This is a genomic window from Paeniglutamicibacter sp. GQ140, assembly GCF_059759235.1.
In genome coordinates this window covers 62,188-83,039 of sequence record NZ_JCAXDW010000019.1, presented here as the reverse complement: position 1 = coordinate 83,039, position 20,852 = coordinate 62,188, and the positions used below count along the sequence as shown (strand labels likewise).

Genomic DNA, 20,852 nt, shown 5'->3' with positions numbered 1-20,852 from the left:
TGATGGAACCGCCTTGGGTCTTCGGAATGGTGCCCAGCGCGGGCACGCGCTCGAGCCCGTGGTCCTCCGTGGATTCAATGATTTTGGCCATGGTGCGGATCGTTTCGATCGGATACTTGCCCACGCTGGTTTCACCCGAAAGCATGACCGCGTCCGCACTGTCCAGCACGGCGTTGGCGCAGTCCGAGGCCTCAGCCCGGGTGGGTGTGGGGGCCTCGATCATGGACTCGAGCACCTGGGTGGCGACGATGACCGGTTGGCCCGTCGCCGTGCCAGCTCGATGGCGCGTTTTTGCACCAAGGGCACCTCCTCCAGGGGTAGCTCCACCCCGAGGTCGCCGCGGGCAACCATAATGGCGTCGAAGGCGTCGATGATTTCCTCCAGAGCGGCCACGGCCTGGGGCTTTTCGATCTTGGCTATGACGGGGGTGCGTCTGCCTTCCTCATCCATGATTTCGTGGACCCGGCGGATGTCGGCCGCATCCCGAACGAAGGACAGGGCGACCATGTCGACGCCGGTGCGCAGCGCCCAACGCAGATCCTCTTCGTCCCTGGGGGCCAGGGCGGGGATGCTGACGGCCATGCCGGGAAGGTTGATCCCCTTGTTGTTGGAGACGGTTCCCGCCACCACGACCTCGGTCACCACATCGGTGTCCGTGACCGAGGTCGCGCGCAGCGCGACCTTCCCGTCGTCAACCAACAGGATGTCGCCGGGACTCACTTCGCCGGGCAATCATTTGAAGGTGGTGGAACAGATCTGGGCGGTACCTTCGATGTCGTCAATGGTGATGGTGAACCGCTGTCCCGCGGCGAGGTGGTGTGGTCCCTTGGCGAACCGCCCGAGCCGGATGTTCGGTCCCTGGAGGTCGGCGAAGATCCCAACGGGCCGGTTCAATTCTTCTGCGGCCTTGCGCACATTGAGGTATGTCTGCTCGTGCACGTCGTGCTCACCGTGGCTCATGTTCAACCGGGCAATGTCGACACCCGCTTCCAGGTCGGCGAGTGTGGCAGCGTAGCTGTCGATGGCGGGACCGAACGTGGCAACGTTCTTGGCGCGTCTCATGAATGGATGCTGTCCTTGTGCGGGGTAACGGTGGAGGATATTTGTTTTCCGAGCTCCGTCAGTAGCGCCGCCAAAAGCTCGGGGTCGCGGGAACTATCCAGGGCGGTCATCGAGCTCAGCGAGAAGTACCAGCCGGCCCCTGCTTCCGCCGCGACGGATTCCGAACCTTGGGAAGCCTAGAACAGGGTGGGGTGTCCGGGTCGTGGTTGAAGCGTATCGCCGCGATCCGTTCCTGGTTCTATCCGTTGGCCAGCAACTCGTCACGCAATCGCCGTGACCTGTCTGATTGGGCGACACGGCCAACGCCCCAATAGCGCAAGCCCGTTCCATTGCTGTGGCGCCTCTTCTTGATCCGGCCGAGCATGTTCTCCCGGTGGCTCCCCGGCACCAGATGCGAACCGGGATCCGCACTGGCATGGATGCACAGTGGTTCGTCGCAGTCATGCATCAACGAGGGCATATCATCGAGCCACACACCTGTCGCCAGCCAGTAGGCGTAGCGGTGCGGGCGCACCGCCCTGGTATGTCCGTCCCGGTTCACGGTGAACCTGCCGTATCCGTCGTCACTGATCGCTCCGACCCAGAACCAGCAGCCCTCAGGACGCGGTCCCTTGATGACCTTGGACCAGAACCGTCCATCGGCTGCGCGCATGCGAGTGGGCTCCTTACTTGGGCGCGTTGTTGTTGTGGGACTCCGACAGCATGGCCGAGGCCACGTACAGCGTGGAGCCTGCCCCCATCCGGGAGAGCAGCCCCGCTGCGATGCGTTTGCTCCTCTATTTATCTGGAAAAGCGCGTTCAATCCCGCCAGGATCTCATAGGGAATGTGGCTAGGTTGTTCAATCGCCTGCTCCGGGGAAAGGTGAAGGGGATGTCTGTTCTCTTAGTCTGTCGTTTTCATGGCGGGGGATGTCATTTAGCGTCTTTAGCGACGAAAATGAAACGCCGGGCATAGCCCTCCTCCTCACATGCTTCAAGCGGCAATGGCGCCACAGACACCCTTGCCGCTTGAATCGGCAGCCCTTCTGCCTGACGCAAGAAGGGAACAACGAGCGAAAGGTGTGGAGCCCGGCACTCAAACCAGCGACCACGGTGTGAACGACGATCCAGAGATCAGGAAACCGCTGAATCCCAAAAAACGGAAATCAGCGGTTTCCTGCACCACGGTAAAACCCCTAGGTTAGTGAGCGTCGCTCTTCGGCACGCCGTCTGTAACTTTAGACAAAGTTTCATCGATTTTTTGGGCGAGATGCTCAGCAATGGCCAACGCAGATGTCGCACCGGGAGAGGGAGCATTTCTCAGCGCGGTGACTCGACCCAATTGCTCGATCACGAAGTCATCCACCAACTGTCCGTTTTCATCCATCGCCTGCGCGCGGATTCCGCGGGTAATTGGGGTGGACTGTGCTCCGTCCAAGCTCGGGGCGTAGGCGGCTGCGCCCGCAAGGAACTTTTTGCGAGAAATCACTGCGCCAAATTCATGGATGGCGGCCTTGATGTTCCGTGATGCAAACCTCCAGAAGGCTACGCTGAACACCACGTCGAGGCTGTCCTTGATCCCGATGCCCCAGCCCTTGTAGTTCTCTCGTCCAAACGAAAGAAACGCATTCGGGCCAACCAGCATTTCGCCATCGACTCGCTTGGTGAGATGTACGCCGAGGAACGGGTATGCGGGGTCAGGAACCGGGTACACGAGTCCGTTGAGGATGCTCCGGTGTTCCGAAGCAAGCATCGAGTACTGGCCGAAGAATGGAACGATCTTGGGATACGTTGCCCCTCCCGCGAGACGGGCGACCCGGTCAGTCTGGAGGCCGGCGCAAACAACGAGGTAATCAAACCGGTGCCTCGTTAGCTGCCCATTGCGGTCTACGGTCACGGTGCATTCTTCCCCGGTATTGGAGATGTCTGTGACCTCGCTGTCCAGCAGGAGCTTCCCTCCCGCGTTGGTCACGTCGTCGATCAGTGCGCGCGTAACGGCCGCATAGTCGATGATGGCGGTGTGCGGGGAATGCAGTGCCAAGCGTCCGACGGCGTTGGGTTCAATTTCCCGGATCTTTTCGGGTCCGATGAGCTCGACATCAGGTACGCCGTTGGCCATGGCCTTAGCGTAGATATCTCGAACCCTGCGCTCTTCCTCAGCGGTGAGCGCTACGACGAGCTTTCCGCACTCCTCGTAGGGAACGTTCTTGGCAACTGCGTAGTCGCGCAGTAGGTCGACGCCACGCCTGCACAGCCGGGCTTTGAGGCTTCCGGGCTGGTAGTACAAACCGGCGTGGACGACCCCTGAATTGTGGCTAGTCTGGTGGGACGCGACTTCGCTTGCCTTGTCGATAACGGTGATCTGCGCGCCCGGGTGGCGGAGTGTCAGTTCTCTCGCCACTGCCGCACCGATTATTCCGGCGCCTACGACGCCGAACGAATATGTAGACATTGCTACGTCTCTCCTTGTGAATGTGTCTTGGCTCTTACTTGAATTGGGATAATAGGTAAATGGAATCCGTCAATCGCAACGCAACCCTGACTGAGCAAGCTGTCGATTCAATCCGATTGGAAATCGTCCAGGGTTCACTCATTCCCGGCCAGCTGTACACGGGATCAGAGGTCGCCCTTAAGTTGGGCGTTTCCCGCACCCCGGTCCGCGAGGCACTCATGGAACTCGCGCGTCGTGGCATGGTACGTATCGAAGACAAGAAAGGATTTCGTGTCCTCAATACGTCAGTGGAGACCTTGATCCAGGTTTTCCAGATCAGGGTGATGCTTGAAGTGCCATTGTCTCGGCTGGCAACCATGCGAAAGAACCATTTCTCTTCTGTTCAATTCGAATCCTCTGTGGAAAAATTTCGGGCAGCTGCCGAGTCAGGTGATCCTGACGCGGTGCTGCGCGCGGACAGAGACTTTCACCAAACTTTGCTCGCCGGCTCAGGGAATGAAAAGGCCTTGATCATGCTTCAAGAACAACGTGATTTTGTTCTCAGCACCGGCGTCGGGACCGTCCCCACCTCCCGTTCTGCCAGGGAATGCTTCGATGACCATGCCGACATCATCAGCGGCTATCGAGAAGGCAATGCTCAGGCGGTTGAACGTGCGGTGTTCAGGCACATCACGAATACCGCGCGGATTCTGATTCACCAGGAAACCCAGAATCGTCCCGAATTCGCTATGGCGGACATCGAACATTCATTCGCCTGGTTGTCCGAGCCAAGCAGAGGTGTCCTCTGACTCCGGCTCCCCTTGCAGGTCAGATGTTGAGCGCGATGTACTTTTCGATTTGGTATTCTTCGATGCCCGCGTGCCCACCTTCCTTGCCAAAGCCCGAAGCCTTGATCCCCCCGAACGGTGCCGCCGGATCGGCCACCACGGCGCGGTTGACGCCGACCATACCGCTGTCGAGTCGCTCAGCGGCCTTGATCGCCTTGCTCACGTCCCGCGTGTAGACGTAGGAAACCAGGCCGAAGGGCGTTTGGTTGGCCAGGTCAAGCGCGGCGTCGTCGCCTTCGACCTCGTAGATGGAGGCAACCGGACCGAAAATCTCACTCGTGGCGATGGTCGAGTCCAGACCAGCGTTCGCGACCACCGTGGGGTTAATGAAGAAGCCTGGCCCCTTGGCCGACTCGCCACCGAAGATGATCTCCGCTCCTTCGGCCACCGCGTCGCTGAGAAGCTGTTGCACGCTGTTGTGTTGCTTCTGATCGACCAAGGGTCCGACATTGACCCCGTCTTCTGTACCTGCTCCGACCCGGAGCTCGGCAACCTTGGCAAGAAAGCTTTCCCGGAAGGCAGGAGCCACGGATTTCTCCACGATGATGCGGTTCGCGGCAACGCAAACCTGCCCGGCGTTGCGGAACTTCGCTACCACTGCACCCGCGGCAGCCTCTTCCACATCCGCATCGGAAAGAACGACAAACGGGCCGTTTCCGCCCAGTTCCATCGACGTAGCCATCACGTTGTCCGCCGCCTGCTTGAGCAGGGTGACGCCAACTGCCGTCGAGCCGGTAAAGCTGACCTTCTTCAGTTCGGTGCGCGACATCAGGGCTTGCGACTGCTTGGACGACGAACTCGTGGTGACAAGGTTAACCACGCCCTTTGGAAGCCCGGCCTCGTGTAGGACCTGCACAAACATGTGGGTCACCAATGGGGTCAGTGCGGCGGGCTTGATGACAATCGTGCACCCGGCGGCCAGTGCCGCAGCTGCCTTGCGCGCGCCCATGAAGAGCGGGAAGTTCCATGGTGTGACCAGGTAGGAAGGACCGACCGGCTGGCGTGTGGTGATGATTTTGAAGCCGCCGGTGGGCGACTCTGTGTAGGTGCCTTGCTGTTGCGTGACCAGCTCCGAGAACCACTGGAAGTAATCCGCCGACACCTGGACTTCGCCACGCGCCTCCGTGAGTGGCTTGCCCATTTCGGCCGACATCACCCAAGCAATTTCCTCCTTGCGCTGGACCAGCAGCTCGAAGACCTTGCGAAGAATATTGGAACGGTGGCGCGTCGTGGTGCTTCCCCACGCCTCCTGGGCAGCGGTCGCCGCGGTCAGGGCATCGAGCGCATCGTGTGTGCTGGCATCGGAAACGGCCGCAATCTCGGTCTCATCTGCCGGGTTCTGCACGGAAAAGACCTTTTCCCCCTCCGCTGCCCGCCATTCACCATCGATGTACAGCCCCAGCGGAACCTCGATCTCTCCAAGCTTCCCGGTAATCGTTTTCCATGGAGCATCGGTCATATGACATCTTCCTTCTATACTAGGTTGCGTATTTCACACTGGGTTCGGCGTAGTTCTTGACATACATGTTACATGCAAGCAAGTATTGGTGTGACTTAAAGTACATATTTATTGACCCTGTCACCCCCGAGCGGAGTAATACATGCCCAACGTTGCGCAAACGCATCGCCTTAAGGCGAGACGCGTAGCAGCCGCCTCAATGATCGGTACCACCATCGAATGGTACGACTACTACATTTTCGGCACTGCCGCGGTCCTCGTTCTGAATGACCAGTTCTTCCCCCAGTTGTCACCCGCAGCCGGCACCCTGGCAGCGCTCGCCACCTTTGCCGTCGCCTTTATCGCCCGCCCTTTTGGTGGCATCCTCTTTGGTCACTTCGGTGACAAGGTTAGCCGCAAGACCATTCTCGTGTGGTCCCTGATACTGATGGGTGTCTCCACTTTCCTCGTCGGATTCTTGCCTAACTACGACGCCATTGGCATCTGGGCCCCGATTCTCCTAGTCGTACTCCGTTTCCTCCAAGGATTGGCCGTCGGCGGCGAATGGGGAGGCGCGGTCCTTATGGCTCTGGAACATGCGCCGAAGAACAAGAAGGCCTTCTACGCATCTTGGACCCAGTCGGGCGTCCCTGCTGCACTGGTCCTTTCCTCCACCATCTTCTTGCTGATGCAGCAGATGGACGAAGCCTCCTTCCATGCGTGGGGGTGGCGGGTACCCTTCTGGATTTCGGCCCTCTTGATCGTCGTTGGATTGTTCATCCGCTTGCGGATCACGGAGTCGCCGGAATTCCTCAAGATGAAGTCGGAAAAGCGTGAAGTTCGAGTTCCACTCTTCGAGTTGCTGCGTACCGCATGGTGGCCACTAGTCCTCGGCACCCTGACGTTGGCATCACCGAACATCATCTTCTACATCTCTTCCGTTTACCTGCTCAGCTACGGTCCCGCTCACGTTGGACTCAACCGTGAATCCGTCTTTATGGCCCTGATCATCGCGGCTAGCATCCAGGTCTTCACCATCCCGCTGGTCGCAATGCTCGCCGATCGAATTGGCAAGAAAACCGTCATGCTGGCCGGTGCCGCCCTGGTCGCCCTTCTGATCTACCCGGTATTCTGGCTTGTCAACACCGGGGAACCGATGGGCGCTCTTGCTGCGATGATCCTGGCTCTGCCCATTGCGCACGCAACCGCCTATTCAGCTGTGGCCAGCTTCATCCCTGAACTTTTCCAGACCGAAGTTCGCTTTACCGGTAGCTCTCTGGCTTATCAACTCGGTGGAATCATCACCTCGGCTCCTGCTCCGTTCATCGCCGCGTACCTGATGCAAAATACCGGCTCTTCCACGGCCGTGGCCACGTACATTGCCGTCGCCGCGGCCATTGGATTCGTGGCAATTGCTCTGGCTCGCAGGGCCAAGGATCCCCGCAGCCCGCAGGAAGCCGACGCCGTTTCCGTCTCGGCTGACTAACAGCCGCGAAGGCGCAATCGTCGGACGATACGCTTACAAGAATCAAATTAATGGACAGCGGGCCTTTCAGGAAAAAATAAACCTGACAATGGCCCCAAGAACGGAGTAGTTCCATGCCCAAAGTGGCTGTGTTGAAAGAATTCAATGAATCGGTCGAGTTGCAGGAGTATCCAATGCCCTCCGCAGCGCCCGGTGGCGCCCTGGTGGATGTTGCGCTCGGCGGAATCTGTGGCACCGATGTCCACCTGCGCACCGGGCACCTTTCCGTGCCACTGCCACTGGCCATGGGACACGAAGGAGTCGGCCATATCCGGGCACTTGGCGAGGGACTAACCACCGACGTTGAGGGCCAACCACTGTCGGTTGGCGACCGCGTTGTATGGGCCAACAACATTCCCTGCGGCAGCTGCTACGAATGCCTTGTGCTGAAAGAACCTACGCTCTGCCTCAACCGCAAGATCTACGGCATCAACCGCAAAGCCTCGGATGCACCACACCTTCAAGGTGGCTGGGCAGAAACCATATCCCTAGAAGCAGGTACGACCATCATCAAGCTGCCGGACTCCGTCAGCTTCGAGGAGGTAATCACACTAGGCTGCGCGGGACCAACCGCCATCCATGGTGTCGTTGAAAACCTTAGGATCGAACCCGGTTCGATCGTCGCGGTCCAGGGAGCCGGGCCGGTGGGTCTGGCTTCGGCCATGTACGCCAAGGCCATGGGTGCCGCCCAGGTCATCATCCTGGGTGGCCCAACCTCGCGTATTGAGGTCGCTTTGAAGATAGGGGCTGCGGATATCGCGATCGATATGGATACCTATCCGACTGCCGAAGCACGTCTTGCAGCTTTCCACGAGATTGCCGGCCAGGGAGCAGACGTCGTAATCGAATGCGCCGGTATACCATCCGCTGTGGCCGAATCCATAGACCTGGCGCGGCCAAACGCCCAGGTACTGGTGCTCGGGCAATACACGGATCACGGCCCCACTCCGATCAACCCCCACCTGATCACCAAGAAGCAGCTCAAGATGTTCGGATCCTGGGGCTTCTCGCCGGCACACTACGTCAAGTACGTGAAATCACTACCGCAGCTGGTCAAAAATCACGATCTGGCTTCCATACTCTCCGTATACGACTTGGAGAACGTGAACGAAGCACTTGCCGATGTAGCATCAGGCGCGGTTACAAAGGCCGCCCTAAGACCTCAGACAGGGAACTAACCAGAAGTAGGGCCAGGGAAAAATGAAATGAGGGCGTTCGCATGCCAACGTGCGAACGCCCTCATTCTGTCCCCAGCAGAGCCGCTGCCGGCAGGGCTATGGCGGTTCAGGCCAGGTCATCGGCACCGGAGGTTCGGGAATGGTCCTTGATGGGAAGTTCCGTGCGTATCCGCTGCTGGATTTGATCCCGCTGGGCCGGGGTCAGGCATTCGAAGGCTTCGCGGTGCATCTGCTCTCTTTGGTGCGGATCGGCTGTTTCCAGGAGGTAATCGTAGCGCGCGATGGCCGCCCGGTCAGCCTTGCTGATCTCCTCGGATGGAACACGCGAATCGGAGCGGTGCGACTGTGCACGATACGTCTCGGGGGAAGCTGGCCGACGGCTGGCAGAAGCCTCGGTGGCGCGTCCGTCGCCGGTCAGGGTATCGGCTTCTGCTGCAGTGCGCACGATCGCACACCAGTCTTTCTGGCCGGCGCTTTGGGGCTGATTCGTCGTACCGGACTTGTCCAGGGCTTACTGGGAGAGGCCTGTATGTTTGGCGAACATGCTCATTTGGAGTCATCCTTCGTGGTGGAGGGGTCGCTCGGTGCGGGTGCAGCGGGACGCTTTTGGTTTCCGCGGGTCTTGAACAGGCTCGCGACGGTGGCCACGGTGATCGTGGCGGCAATAAAGATGAGGGAGAAGGAGATCGGGATTTCGGGGATCCACAGGAGCGGCTGCCCGCCGTTGATGAAGGCAAGCTCATTGACGTGCAGTGCGTGGAAGACGAGCTTCACGCCAATGAACGCCAGGATGACGGCAAGGCCTTGGGAGAGGTAGACCAGTCGCTCCAGCAAGCCGCCGATGAGAAAGAACAGCTGGCGTAGCCCCATCAAGGCAAAGACGTTCGCCGTGAAGACGATGTAGGCCTGGTCGGTGAGCCCGTAGATGGCGGGGATCGAGTCGACAGCGAAGATCAAGTCGACGAACCCGATGGCGATGATGGTGAGCAGCATCGGGGTAACGAACCGCTTGCCGTCCTTCTTCACGGTGAGCCTGTCTTCGTGGTACTCATCGGTCACCGCCAAGTGGCGGCGTATGAAGCGCATGAACCGGTTGTTGGCCGGATCGCCTTCGTGGTTTGAGAATGCCTGGCGGTAGGCCAACAAGAGCAACAGGGCGCCGAAGACGTAGAAGATCCAGGACAAGTTCTCGATCAGCGTCGCACCGACGGCAATGAAGATGCCACGCAGCACCAGCGCGATGATGATGCCTACCATCAGCACCTTCTGCTGGTAGATCTTCGGTACGGCGAACGCACCCATGACCAGCAGGAAAACAAAGAGGTTGTCGATCGACAGTGCCTTTTCGGTGAGGTAACCGGCGAAGTACTCACCCCCGTACTCCCATCCCGAGAGCGCGCCGATACCGACACCGAACAGCAGTGCGAGGCTGATGTAAAACACCGACCATCGGGCGGATTCACCGATGGACGGCTCGTGGGGCTTGCGCACGTGGACGAAGAATTCGTAAACGAAGAAGACGATCGTCACGGCAATGGTGATGATCCAGATCAGGGGTGATACCTGCATGAGGGTACTCCAAAGGGATATGGCGTGGACATGACGCCAAGGTCTCCTCCGCTCTGATCAGTTCAGAGCCGATGGCCCGGGATGCACCAATGCATACGTATTGACGGACCGATCGCGAACGGGAGTACTCCCCTTGATACAAATCAGACTACAACATCGCCGACCGGTCGTTGATGCCATGAGTCCAAGATTCAGGATTTACCCAGCGAATTCTTGGCGACTGTGGAGCCTTCACGACAGGCTAGTTGGGAGTCCACGATCCGGTTTTGGGCAGGTATTCGGGATTCCACCAGGACGCGGGTGGGGAACGGCGCTGGAGCATGCAGTGGGGTGGCCACCGAAATGATGGCCACCCCTCCGTTGCCGTGACTAGAGTGCGGTGTTGCTGTCGTGGCGGATCTGCCCGACTAGTTCTTCCAGCATGTCCTCCAGGGTCACCATTCCGGTGATTGTTCCGGTTGCCGTGTCTCGCACCAGGGCGAGGTGGGCACCATTGCGTTGCATGGCCTGCAACGCCGGACGCACGGATTGGTCGGCCATGAATTCGGGCAAGGCCCGCACGACATCGTCTTCCAAGGGGAGGATGCGGGCCCCTGGGTCCAGTCCCAACACATCCTTGATGTGAACGTAACCCACCGGGGCGCCGGTGGGATCGGTCAACGGGAAGCGCGAGAAGCCATGTGCGGCTACTGCTTCGACATCTGCCGCACATGCATCCCGCGGCAGCGTCTGGACCCGGGCGAAGTCGATGGCCACCGAACCGATGGTGCGGGCATCGAAGCTCAAAGCCCCCATCAGCAGGCGTTCATCGTGGTGGTCAAGGAGTCCGCCTTCGCGGGATTCGGCGACCATGCTGGCCACTTCGTCCCGGGTGAAGGTGCTGGCAACTTCATCCTTCGGGGTAACGCCCATACCGCGCAGCACCAGGTTGCCCATGCTGTTCATCAGCCACAGGACAGGGCGCAGGATCTTCACCAGGACCACCATGCTTGGACCCAAGACCAGGGCCATCCGTTCGGGTCCGGCAAGGGCCATGTTCTTGGGCACCATTTCCGCAAATACGACGTGCAGGTAGGTCACCAGGGCGAGTGCGATCGCATAGGACAGGGGGTCGATCCACGAGGCCGGGATGCCGATCGCCTCGAAGGGACCGGCCACCGCGTACTTCACCAACGGTTTGGTGACGTATCCCAGAGCAAGTGAACACACGGTGATGCCCAGCTGCGCGCCTGCCATGACGAGGGAGACGTTTTCGATGGCCCATAACGCCATCTTGGCGCTGCGGCTCCCGCGTTCAGCCTGCGGTTCGATGATGCTGCGGCGCGCGGAGATCAACGCGAATTCTGCTCCCACAAAGTAGAAGTTCGCGGCCAACAGCACGAGGGTGACAACGATTCCAGCCACATCGCTCATCGGGTTTCCTCCAGGTCATCGAGTTCGGTGGCCACCACGTCCAAGGCGGCGATTCGCGCGCCTTGGACCTCATTGACAGTGAAGAGCAACTGTTTCCGCAGTTGGCCGGGCAATCCCGGTACGACCAACGTGACAGCGTCCCCCCTGGAAGCTAAACGGCCCAGATGCAAGGTGACCAGACCGGCGAGGGTTTCGTAGTCGGAATTCTCCGGAATCTCGCAGCCGATCAGATCGTTGGCCTCATCCGGGCGCAGGGAGGCATCCAGGAGCCAGTGGTTCTCCGCGAGGATCTGAACGGTGTTTTCCTCGGGGTCATGCTCGTCGCGAACCTCGCCGACAATTTCCTCGACAAGATCCTCGAGGGTGATAAGCCCGGCGATATCACCGGTTTCATCGATCAGCACTGCCATTTGCATGCCGCCGCCGCGCAATTGATCCATCAGCTCATCCAATTCGATGGTGTCGGGAACCAGGATAGCTGTTTCGACGTATGCGCCCACCGGGGTGGTGGAACGCCGGGCGTGGGGCACCCCCAAGAGGGTGCGGATATGTACGAGCCCGTCTGCTCGATGACCCTGGGCATCGAGCAGGGGGAACCGGGAATGACCGGATTCGGCGGCCAAGGCCAAGATGCTGTCGACGGATTGGTCGGCGGTGACCGAAACCATCCGGCTTCGCGGAGTCATGACATCATGTGCACGGCGGTTGCCAAAGGCCACGGTGCGCCGGAGCATTTCCGCCGTTTCCGACGGCAGCACCCCTTCACGCGCCGAGTGGCCGACCAATGCCACCAGTTCTTCGGCCGACCGTGCCGATGCCAGCTCTTCCTTTGGCTCGATGCCGAAACGGCGCACGATCCAGTTGGCGTTGCCGTTGAAGAAATACAGAAGGGGCCCGGTCACGACGCTGAACCCGCGCTGGAAACCCACCACGGCCTTAGCCGTGGCGAAGGGCTTGGCGATGGCGAGGTTCTTGGGGACCAACTCACCAAAGACCATGGTCAAGATGGTGGCGATGACCAACGCCAGCGCGATGGAAATCGATCGAGCCGCCGTTTCGGGCATCCCGGCGGACTGCAGTGGTCCAACGACCAGCGCCGCGATGGCGGGCTCGGCAAGAAAGCCGATGCCCAGGTTGGTCAGGGTGATGCCCAGTTGGGCGCCGGAGAGCTGGGTCGAGAGGGTACCCATCCCCTTGAGCACACCGACTGCACGCTTGTCACCGGCGGCAGCGGCCGCCTTGACTTCATTTCGGCTGACCGTGATCAGGGAAAACTCCGCGGCGACGAACAGGCCACATCCGAAGATCAGGATGATGGCCAGAAGCAGTGATATCCACTCCATCTATTTGCACCCCCTGCCGTGATGCATCCCTGGGGCGTGCTCGCCCAGCAGAGGGCTTGGACTGTGATATTGACTGCCGCTTGGAGAGTCCATCATTCCTTTCTGGCCGGAGTATCTTCCTACGGCCTAAATACTTCGACTGATTATCCAGCAGACCAGGATCACTTTCGGAAGGAAGCGGAGCTTGTTTGCCAAATACCCCACGTTTTCACAGCATATACACATCTCTATCCTGCTACGCGCCTCCTGCACACCTTCAGATTCAGGCGGATTGAGTGCCGCGACCAAGGATCCCCCACCGCGACACCCTGGCACCAAAAATCAGACCGTTGAATACTGTGAAAAGCCGCGGTAAATTGCTCGGTTTCACACGCATGGCAGCCCATGAAGAAGACCGGCGATTCTTAGCGACAAGCCGTTGGATCATGGGGGCAAGGGGGATTTCTAGCCGTATTGTGATTGCCTCAAGCATGAGAATCACTGGGTTGCAGGGAAAATCTTCCGTCACCTGGCCACATGTCGCTGACAGGTCCCGGCCAATTGGTGCTGCGATTAACATGCCTGGCCGAAGTTGTCCGATCCGTAAATCAATCGGACGACTTCTGAAGCGTGTTGAAGGCCCATCCCAGCGCTCGGATACTACTTATCGGGCCATTCATGCCACGCGATCATCCCTACGCGTTTACCTGTGCGATCTCATCGGCAACCCGCAGACCGGATAGATACGCTCCCTGGACCGTGCGGGGACGCCACTGCGCAGTTGCTTCACCGGCCCAAAAAATTCTATCTTCGATGGCTTGGGACAATCGACGCCGCGAATCCGGTGCAGCCCCGGGTGGAAGGTGGCTGTAGGCTCCGCGTGCGAAGGGATCCCCCATCCACGAGTGGTATGCGGAAAAGCTTGGCACGAGGTGGGGGTTGCCCAGTTGCCTACGGACCTCTTCCAGCGTTTCGTCCATGACATCGGGATTCTGCATCTCGAGAAGCCGTCGTGCCTTGTCGCCCACAGCCCACGCCACGAGGACTGTTTGGTCGGTCGGAGCACCCTCGAACGTCGAATTCCAAATGGAGCTCAGTGCCCCCGATTCACAGTGCACGATATCGTCCTCGCCGGACCACACGTTCCCGTCAAAACCAAAGAGAACCTTCACTATATCCAAGCTTGTCATTTCGTGGATCGCTCGAACCGTGCGCTCGGGCAGCGGCGGAACGAATTGGACGTCGTTGTTCTTTAGAACTCCAAGTGGCAGGCTAACGACAACACGGGCAGCCCGGAAAATCTGGGTAGAGTCTGCGGTTTTTGCGCTGACTTCGACGCCGTCGTCGATTAGTGCAATGCGTTCAACCCGTGTTGAAGTCTGTACCTGCAAATCACTGGCGAGTAGCTGTGTGATTTGGTCAAGCCCCTGCGGTACCCGGGAGTTGTTGACTCCCATGAATTCTCCGTGTTCGAGTTCGAGTTTCAGTTCATTGATTGCATCGGAGGCACTCGTTTTCCGGTGCGCTTCACGGCCCAGCTGTGCCTCAAAGGCTTCTTCCATGAGGTTTCGTTCTGTCCCGGAAGGGAACTGGTCTAGGTATGTGCTGACCGATTGTCCGTTGGCCGGTGCGGGCGCATCCTCGAGGACCAGTTTCAGGCGGGCGTGGAAGTCTGCAGGTAGCGTGCGGGTACCCCCCACATAGGGCGTATCCACCCCGGCTGCTGCGAACACTTCCAGCAGTGGGTTGCCGTTGGTATGGAGCATTTCGGCGCCGAGTTCGATGGGGCGGTGTTGATCACCGCGAGAGGTCAGGACGCGCCCGCCGATGCGGTTGCGTGCCTCCAGTACGAGGACTTCCAACCCGCGGTCTTTGAGCGTGCGGGCAGCGCAAAGGCCGGCCACACCCGCTCCGACAATGATTACGTCCAGGGGTGGTTCTGAATTGTTGGTCACAAATTGCTCCTACACGATGATTGGTGTTTACGTTCGGGCTCGGCGTGCGTCCGTGGGTGGCTTGGCGGAGATAGGGCATTGGCAAGGCTTGGTTGCCCGTGCGTTGATGCCGTCGAGCATCAAGGTCAATGCTGCTTCGAAAATCTCATCAAAACCGACTTCTACCAGGTGTCCGCGGATTGCCGCCGTATGAGGGTGGATGGAGGGGTCGGCATTGAAGTACTCGCGCGACCATGAAGTTTCATCGTTCAGCTGTCGTGAGGGGTCAAGCGAGAGGTAGCTGGCGTGCCCACCTGCCCAGAACAATGAAAAGTCGGCGGCGACACGGTAATACAGCGCAGCTTCGCGATCCTTAAAGCCGGCATCGAGTATGGCGGCCAGGAAAACCTCCACCACCTTCTTTTCGCCTTCTCTGCCCGTGGTTCGGGAAGCCGAGAGCGAACCTGCAGCGGGATGCAATTTGTAGACATCACGCATTCTGCGACTGAGGTCAGCCAGGGTTGTTCTCCAGCATTCGGAAGGCGCGAAGCCCGCTAGCACCTCCTCGAGCAGTAAGTCAGCGACGGCCAGAATAATCTCGTCTTTCCCGGAGAAGTGACGGTATACGGCCGTCTGGTCTGCGCCCAGGGCGCGCCCAAGCGAGGGCAGGGTGAAACCGCTGGCTCCCGCGCTGTCCAGCAAGCGGAGGGCTTGCTGCGCGATCATTCGTTCGGAGAGGGCTCCCCGCGGGAGTTTAGTCCGCGCCAATTCATCCTTCATCTCCATAAAAACTCCTTGCTAGGGTCCGTCGAGAGATCGATCATTCCATTAAAGGGCTCAACGTCATCTTAGTCAATGCCATTGACCAAGACATTTACTCATGGTTTCATGTATGTGGCTTGGATTACAGGACCCTGTGTCCGGCATCATCCACGCGGCCTTTCCTCCGACCTTCTCAACCCAAGGTGAATTCCCATGAAAACCACCGACCAACGCACCGCATCCGGTGTGCCACACTCCGCACCCCGGGGCAGTGCCCCCCGGACCAGTCGCCTACCGGCGGGGCTAAGTGGGCTGGCCTTTACCGAACTCTGGGAACGATTTAGTTTCTACGGTCTCCAGGGCATCCTCGCGTTCTACCTTCTTTACTCGATTGAAGAAGGAGGGTTGAACCTTGGCCCAACCACTGCGGTCAGCATTGTCGGTGCATATGGTGGCGCCGTGTATCTGGCCCAAATCTTCGGGGCCTGGATGGGTGACCGGGTTCTGGCTCCAAAAAAAATGGTGTTGTGGGGTGGGGTTGTCATCACGTTCGGACACGTGGCCTTGGCTTTCCTTCCCGGGCTCGTGGGTTTGGCCACGGGATTGGGCCTCATCGTTCTGGGCACGGGAGCCTTGAAAACCAACATCACCTCAATCGTCGGTTTTCTGTTGGAATCCGACCAGTCCAAACGCGACGCAGGTTTCTCCTACTTCTACATGGCAATCAATATCGGTGCCGTCATCGGTCCTCTGGCCACCGGCTTCGCACAAAGCACCGCCGGTTTCCACCTGGGCTTTGGGCTCGCAGCCATCGGCATGATTGCCGCCCTCATCCAGTACATGGTGAGCATGCGAAAACTTCCGGCCCAATCCGGACTGGTCCGCAATCCCCTGCCACCACGCAACCTCGGCAAGCCGCTGCTGGTCATTGCCTCAATCGCCGTCCTGATTTACCTCGCATGGTCCAGTGGCCTTCTCAATAGCGCAAACATGGCAAATGCCACTGCGCTGACCATTGTCGCTGCTTCTGCCATCTACTTCACCATCATGCTCTCCTCCAAGGTCGTCACCCCCGTAGAAAAGGTACGCCTTCGAGGTTTCATCCCCCTGTTCGTGTGCAGCGGCCTCTATTTTGGGTTCCTGTTCCAGAACTTCACCACCATCGCCATCATCATCACCGAGCGAGTGGATCTCAATCTCGGCTCCTGGACTTTCCCCGCAGCATGGGTCACCACCATGGGACCACTTGCCGCCGTTCTGGCCACCCCGCTGATCGCCCGGATGTGGAGCGGGATGGGCGCTCGACAGCCCGGGGCAGCAAACAATTTTTCGTTCGGCATGCTCCAGATTGGAGTCGGCTACCTCGTGCTGCTCGGCGCGTCCATGGTCTCCGGAACCCGGATTCCTCTGCTCGTGATGTTGTTGTTCATGGTCATCGTCGGGATTTCCGAGGTCATGGTCGGTCCCATCGGACTGTCTTTGGCAACACGCATCGCACCGGAAAAATACAAGTCGCAACTTGTCGCCTTGATCTTCCTGGCACTTGCCGCGGGATCGTCCTTGTCCGGACTTCTAGGCCAGATTTACTCCACCATGAATGAGAACGTGTATCTGGGGATGATCGCCGTCATCGCCATCGCACTGGGCCTTGCCCTGCGTTTCTTCTCCACACACATCGAAGGAGCAATCAACGCAGGTCTCACCGGGAAGTAAGAACACACAAATCCCATCGATTCGACTCACACATGATGAAGGTACCCGTTGAAAAATAAGGCCAAGCCAACCCAGATCGCCGCTTTAGGCAAAAGCGCCGTCGGCGGGATTAATGACACTGCGAGTGACGTCGGGAACGTGGCATATCTTGATGCCTGCAGCGCCCGCGCAGCATTCCGATCGCTGCAGCTTTCCCCCGTGGAACTGTTGGCCAGCATCGTCCAACGCATCGAGACCGTCAATGGGGACCGGGATACCGGCATCAACGCGTTCACCGAACTGCTCCTCGACGAAGCCATGGTGCAGGCCCGGGCCGCCGCCGATGAATACGCACGCTGCGCCAGAACCGGGGATGAGCCAGGAGCACTGCTCGGGCTGCCGGTCGCGACCAAGGAAAAGCATGCGTTGGCCGGGCACCGGATCGAACAAGGCTTGTACGCCCACCGTGGGCGCATCGCCGAGAGGGACCACCCGGTCATCGAACGCATCCGGGCGGCCGGGGGCATCATCCACGCCCGCACCACATCACCTGAGTTCAGTTGCGCCACGGTCACGCACAGCCCCATGTGGGGCACCACCCGCAATCCGTGGAATCTGGAGTGTTCCCCGGGAGGATCCTCCGGTGGGGCCGGCGCAGCCCTCGCAGCAGGGATGACCACACTGGCCACTGCCAGCGACATCGCCGGCTCCACCCGTATCCCGGCCGGCTTCACCGGCACCGTCGGCTACAAGGCACCCTACGGACGAGTACCCGGCGCGGGTCCGCTGGCAGCCGACTGGTACCGTGGCGATGGCCCGATGGCACGCACCGTTGCCGACACGGCACTGCTGGCCGCGGTCATGTCCGGCAGGCATCGCGCCGACCACGGCTCATGGGGTCCGGCAACAGGTGGGCGGGCGGGCACCGGCTTCGGGGCCGGGCCAGCTTCGGTCCAAGGTCTCAGGGTTGCCCTGTCCACCACGCTGGGCAACTACCAGGTGGCCCCGGAGATCTTGGCCAAGACCTTGGCAGTGGCCGGTGCACTGGAAGCTGCAGGCGCAGTCGTCGTTCCCGTGGAGCTGCCATGGACCACGGAGCAAATCATGGAGACGGTCTTCGCCCACTTCGGGCACATCCTGGGACCGGCCATGAAGGCCGAAACCACGGGCACCGAGAACCATCTGGCCGCATATACGCGCAAGTTCATGGCTGATGCGCGGAAGGCAGGACAGCGGCACACCCTCGTGGATTCATTGGAACTCGACCGGAGAATCCAAGCGGAGCTGGCAACCGCCATGGAAGGATTCGATGTGCTGCTGTGTCCCACTTCCGCCGTGGCCTCGCTTGCTGCCGATGGGGATTACCTAGATGGAATCCAAGTCGGCGATCGGCATCTGGGCCACTATTGGGAGGGACACCTAACCAGCCCCTTCAACATTGCCAACCGCTGCCCGGTACTGGGAGTTCCCAGCGGACTTGCGGACAACGGGGTTCCCACAGGTGTGCAGGTAGTGGGCCACCCCTACGACGAGGCAACGGTCTTCAACGTCGGTAGGGCCATAGAATCCCTCCTGGCACGTCCAACCTGGCCCAGGCTGGCGGGCCAGTAGTCCTACCTCAATTCAAGGCATCCCGGGGATGAGGCCGTCGCAACTTGCTGGGGCCCTGCCCGGGCGGACGTGCCAGAAGCCGACCCCTGCCGTAACAGGTCGACAACGAAACGAGCCAGTCCCGGCCGCAGTGGCAGCATCTTGCCAACCAGCCCCATCCAAGCCAGTCTTCAGTAGATAAACGGACAGCGGTGACCTTGTTCCGGGAGTACTTATTGGGCGGTCATCCTTGAATGGGGGGATCGCGCAAGCCGATGGTCCAGCGCGACACCCTGGCGTCAAGAATCTGGCAGTTAGCCTACCTAGATCCTTGTAGCGTGGGTTGTTGGTCCTGGGAACATGGGTTCCCAACAGCGGTGGCCACGCCTAGGCCATCGTGAAAAGTTCGCTCCTGCCCAAGACGCATACTCGTGGTAAATGCCGAAAAACTGGCCCACCAAACAGATGGGCCCGGTCGGCGATTCTTGGACCATGGGGAACTACGCCGAAACCCACGACGATTGCGAGCGTGTGCACGATCGCCGGCAGCGGCAAGCGGGAACAAGGGCGGAACGGAACCTGGCGGGTGTGTGGACGCGGGGCCCGCAACCAGTGCGGCTTCAAAACGCCCCCCACGGCCGCACACCTTGGGGTTAGGCGCGGACGCGGGGGCCTGTAATCCCGTCCGGTGGCCTCTTGGGGATGGCATTTCCGAACAATCCTCCACCCCCGGCTGGAAGCGCTCGCTCCGCTCCTGTCCCATAGCCCGAACCCCCAGGCATCATCCACCCGCCAGAAATCCGACAGTCCAATTTGCTGTGCATCGCACCGTCGGAGGGGGACGTCTCCTACGTGAAACCTTCGGAAGCACGACGCGCTAGACGGCAGCCGAAGCCGGGCAACGAATCTATTCCACAGCTTCCATCATGTTTCCCCCGCGCCAGTTTCCACGATCCAAAAATGCAATCGTGGAAACTTCAAGTCAAGGATTCGTCACGACGATTCTTGCGACGTTCCCGTCTTTGAGTCGCTGATAGCCTTCATTGATTTGTTCCAAGGCAATTGTCTCGGTCACCAGCTCGTCCAAACGAAGAAGACCCCGTGAGGCCAGGCCCGCAAAGTACGGAACGTCCACCTTCAAGTTGGCTGACCCCATATATACACTTTCAAGGCGGTTCCGGTTCCGCATGAACGACATCGCGTCCACATTGATGGAGACGTCTTTTCCGCCGATTCCGACCAAGTAGAGCCCCCCTCCATAGGAGAGCATCTCGAGTCCCTGCTGTGCTACGACCTGGGAGCCAACGAAGTCAAAGACGTAGTCGGCTCCTTGCGGAAGAACCTGGCGCAGGGCCCGGATAGGATCCTGGTTGCCGGAATTGATCGTGGCTGTCGCTCCGAAATCCTTGGCGCGGTCGAGCTTCGCATCGGAGACGTCAATGGCGACGATCTCGGAAGCTCCAGCAATCACTCCGCTGCTGATTGCGTTCAATCCGACGCCACCCGCCCCGACAACAACCATTGTCTCGCCACGGCCGACCTTGGCTGTGTTCAGTACGGCTCCCGCGCCCGTGATGACGCCGCATCCCAGAAGTGCTGCGTGGTGGAAAGGGAGGTCCTTCGGGACACGAGCCAGTTGGTTCTCGTGGATGAGTGCCTGCTCGGCGAAACCGCCCAAGCCGAACGCTTGGTTGATCGGACCGGCGGCGCTGGTGATTCGGGGGCGCTGGTCGGCGGATCGTTCTGTTCGGTATGAGTTTCGGCAGTAGTAGGACTGCCCCGACAGGCACCGCTCGCATTCACCGCAGAAACGGATGAGTGCACCCACCACATGGTCGCCGACCGATATCGTCCGGACGTTTGCACCAATCTCCCTGACGACGCCTGCTATTTCATGGCCGAATACGGCAGGCATCGCGAATCCAAGGTCGGATCCTGCCATGGTGAGATCGGAGTGGCATAGGCCTACGGCCTTGATGTCGACCACTACTTCGTTGCCGTGCGGTGAATCCAGGCTGACTTGCTCGATCACAAAACCAGCGCCTGGTGAATGTACTACTGCGGTTTTCATCATTTTCCTTCGGAAGGGCGGGTGACCAGCAGGATGCT

15 protein-coding genes and 1 pseudogene are annotated in these 20,852 nt (G+C 59.6%); 5 read left to right on the top strand and 11 right to left on the bottom strand.

All coding sequences use genetic code 11. From position 1 onward, the window contains the following. The 3 genes and pseudogenes from pyk to lhgD all read right to left on the bottom strand — a co-directional run. Positions 1 to 1,062: pseudogene (gene pyk / locus AC6CHY_RS19660) on the bottom strand (pyruvate kinase); the annotation flags it as partial. A gap of 238 nt (positions 1,063 to 1,300) precedes the next feature. Continuing rightward, positions 1,301 to 1,714, bottom strand: coding sequence for a hypothetical protein (locus tag AC6CHY_RS19655; protein WP_498227999.1), 414 nt, complete (start codon positions 1,712 to 1,714; stop codon positions 1,301 to 1,303). Positions 1,715 to 2,242: 528 nt separating this feature from the next. Further along, the gene (gene lhgD / locus AC6CHY_RS19650; RefSeq protein ID WP_498227997.1) at positions 2,243 to 3,493 is read right to left on the bottom strand and encodes an L-2-hydroxyglutarate dehydrogenase; all 1,251 of its coding nucleotides are present in this window, start codon (positions 3,491 to 3,493) and stop codon (positions 2,243 to 2,245) included. A 59-nt stretch (positions 3,494 to 3,552) separates the two neighbouring features. Here lhgD and AC6CHY_RS19645 point away from each other — a divergent pair, with 59 nt between their 5' ends. Then, positions 3,553 to 4,281 (top strand): GntR family transcriptional regulator, encoded by a 729-nt coding sequence (locus AC6CHY_RS19645; protein WP_302263676.1) that lies wholly within the window; start codon positions 3,553 to 3,555, stop codon positions 4,279 to 4,281. Positions 4,282 to 4,300: 19 nt separating this feature from the next. On the opposite strand, the gene AC6CHY_RS19640 is transcribed toward AC6CHY_RS19645, so the two are convergent. Beyond that, positions 4,301 to 5,779: an aldehyde dehydrogenase family protein gene (locus AC6CHY_RS19640; RefSeq protein ID WP_498227995.1), complete on the bottom strand. Its 1,479-nt coding sequence runs from the start codon at positions 5,777 to 5,779 to the stop codon at positions 4,301 to 4,303. A gap of 199 nt (positions 5,780 to 5,978) precedes the next feature. Here AC6CHY_RS19640 and AC6CHY_RS19635 point away from each other — a divergent pair, with 199 nt between their 5' ends. Both AC6CHY_RS19635 and AC6CHY_RS19630 read left to right on the top strand, forming a co-directional pair. Then, positions 5,979 to 7,244, top strand: coding sequence for an MFS transporter (locus AC6CHY_RS19635; RefSeq protein WP_498227993.1), 1,266 nt, complete (start codon positions 5,979 to 5,981; stop codon positions 7,242 to 7,244). A 113-nt stretch (positions 7,245 to 7,357) separates the two neighbouring features. Beyond that, a complete protein-coding gene (locus AC6CHY_RS19630) occupies positions 7,358 to 8,461 on the top strand; it encodes a zinc-binding dehydrogenase (RefSeq protein ID WP_498227992.1) in 1,104 nt (367 codons plus the stop codon). 106 nt (positions 8,462 to 8,567) lie between these two features. Here the strand turns inward: AC6CHY_RS19630 and AC6CHY_RS19625 are convergent, their stop codons facing one another. From AC6CHY_RS19625 to AC6CHY_RS19600, 6 genes are all read right to left on the bottom strand, one after another. Continuing rightward, positions 8,568 to 8,906: a hypothetical protein gene (locus AC6CHY_RS19625; protein WP_498227990.1), complete on the bottom strand. Its 339-nt coding sequence runs from the start codon at positions 8,904 to 8,906 to the stop codon at positions 8,568 to 8,570. A 101-nt stretch (positions 8,907 to 9,007) separates the two neighbouring features. Beyond that, entirely contained in the window at positions 9,008 to 10,030 is a 1,023-nt protein-coding gene (locus tag AC6CHY_RS19620) for a TerC family protein (protein WP_498227988.1), read from the bottom strand. A gap of 369 nt (positions 10,031 to 10,399) precedes the next feature. Then, on the bottom strand, positions 10,400 to 11,443 hold the full coding sequence (locus AC6CHY_RS19615) for a hemolysin family protein (RefSeq protein WP_498227986.1): 1,044 nt from the start codon (positions 11,441 to 11,443) through the stop codon (positions 10,400 to 10,402). After that, complete coding sequence (locus AC6CHY_RS19610) at positions 11,440 to 12,786, bottom strand: hemolysin family protein (protein WP_498227984.1); 1,347 nt, start codon at positions 12,784 to 12,786, stop codon at positions 11,440 to 11,442. The genes AC6CHY_RS19615 and AC6CHY_RS19610 overlap by 4 nt, the downstream gene beginning before the upstream one ends. A gap of 674 nt (positions 12,787 to 13,460) precedes the next feature. Continuing rightward, a complete protein-coding gene (locus AC6CHY_RS19605) occupies positions 13,461 to 14,720 on the bottom strand; it encodes a flavin monoamine oxidase family protein (RefSeq protein ID WP_498227982.1) in 1,260 nt (419 codons plus the stop codon). Positions 14,721 to 14,747: 27 nt separating this feature from the next. After that, positions 14,748 to 15,485 carry a TetR/AcrR family transcriptional regulator gene (locus tag AC6CHY_RS19600; protein ID WP_498227980.1) on the bottom strand — a complete coding sequence of 246 codons (738 nt, stop codon included), beginning with the start codon at positions 15,483 to 15,485 and terminating at the stop codon, positions 14,748 to 14,750. 189 nt (positions 15,486 to 15,674) lie between these two features. Here AC6CHY_RS19600 and AC6CHY_RS19595 point away from each other — a divergent pair, with 189 nt between their 5' ends. Then, on the top strand, positions 15,675 to 17,174 hold the full coding sequence (locus AC6CHY_RS19595; RefSeq protein WP_498227978.1) for a peptide MFS transporter: 1,500 nt from the start codon (positions 15,675 to 15,677) through the stop codon (positions 17,172 to 17,174). Between the two features lie 198 nt (positions 17,175 to 17,372). Beyond that, a complete protein-coding gene (locus tag AC6CHY_RS19590) occupies positions 17,373 to 18,764 on the top strand; it encodes an amidase (protein ID WP_498227976.1) in 1,392 nt (463 codons plus the stop codon). Between the two features lie 961 nt (positions 18,765 to 19,725). Here AC6CHY_RS19590 and AC6CHY_RS19585 read toward each other — a convergent pair. Next, entirely contained in the window at positions 19,726 to 20,814 is a 1,089-nt protein-coding gene (locus AC6CHY_RS19585; protein ID WP_498227974.1) for an alcohol dehydrogenase catalytic domain-containing protein, read from the bottom strand. Positions 20,815 to 20,852: the final 38 nt, after the last annotated feature.

Bases quoted from the DNA above. Each gene is read 5' to 3' on its own strand.
- AC6CHY_RS19595 (WP_498227978.1), top strand. From the start codon at position 15,675: ATGAAAACCACCGACCAACGCACCGCATCCGGTGTGCCACACTCCGCA.
- AC6CHY_RS19610 (WP_498227984.1), bottom strand. From the start codon at position 12,786: ATGGAGTGGATATCACTGCTTCTGGCCATCATCCTGATCTTCGGATGT.
- AC6CHY_RS19645 (WP_302263676.1), top strand. From the start codon at position 3,553: ATGGAATCCGTCAATCGCAACGCAACCCTGACTGAGCAAGCTGTCGAT.
- AC6CHY_RS19630 (WP_498227992.1), top strand. From the start codon at position 7,358: ATGCCCAAAGTGGCTGTGTTGAAAGAATTCAATGAATCGGTCGAGTTG.
- AC6CHY_RS19600 (WP_498227980.1), bottom strand. From the start codon at position 15,485: ATGGAGATGAAGGATGAATTGGCGCGGACTAAACTCCCGCGGGGAGCC.
- lhgD (WP_498227997.1), bottom strand. From the start codon at position 3,493: ATGTCTACATATTCGTTCGGCGTCGTAGGCGCCGGAATAATCGGTGCG.
- AC6CHY_RS19620 (WP_498227988.1), bottom strand. From the start codon at position 10,030: ATGCAGGTATCACCCCTGATCTGGATCATCACCATTGCCGTGACGATC.
- AC6CHY_RS19655 (WP_498227999.1), bottom strand. From the start codon at position 1,714: ATGCGCGCAGCCGATGGACGGTTCTGGTCCAAGGTCATCAAGGGACCG.
- AC6CHY_RS19585 (WP_498227974.1), bottom strand. From the start codon at position 20,814: ATGAAAACCGCAGTAGTACATTCACCAGGCGCTGGTTTTGTGATCGAG.
- AC6CHY_RS19640 (WP_498227995.1), bottom strand. From the start codon at position 5,779: ATGACCGATGCTCCATGGAAAACGATTACCGGGAAGCTTGGAGAGATC.
- AC6CHY_RS19615 (WP_498227986.1), bottom strand. From the start codon at position 11,443: ATGAGCGATGTGGCTGGAATCGTTGTCACCCTCGTGCTGTTGGCCGCG.
- AC6CHY_RS19635 (WP_498227993.1), top strand. From the start codon at position 5,979: ATGATCGGTACCACCATCGAATGGTACGACTACTACATTTTCGGCACT.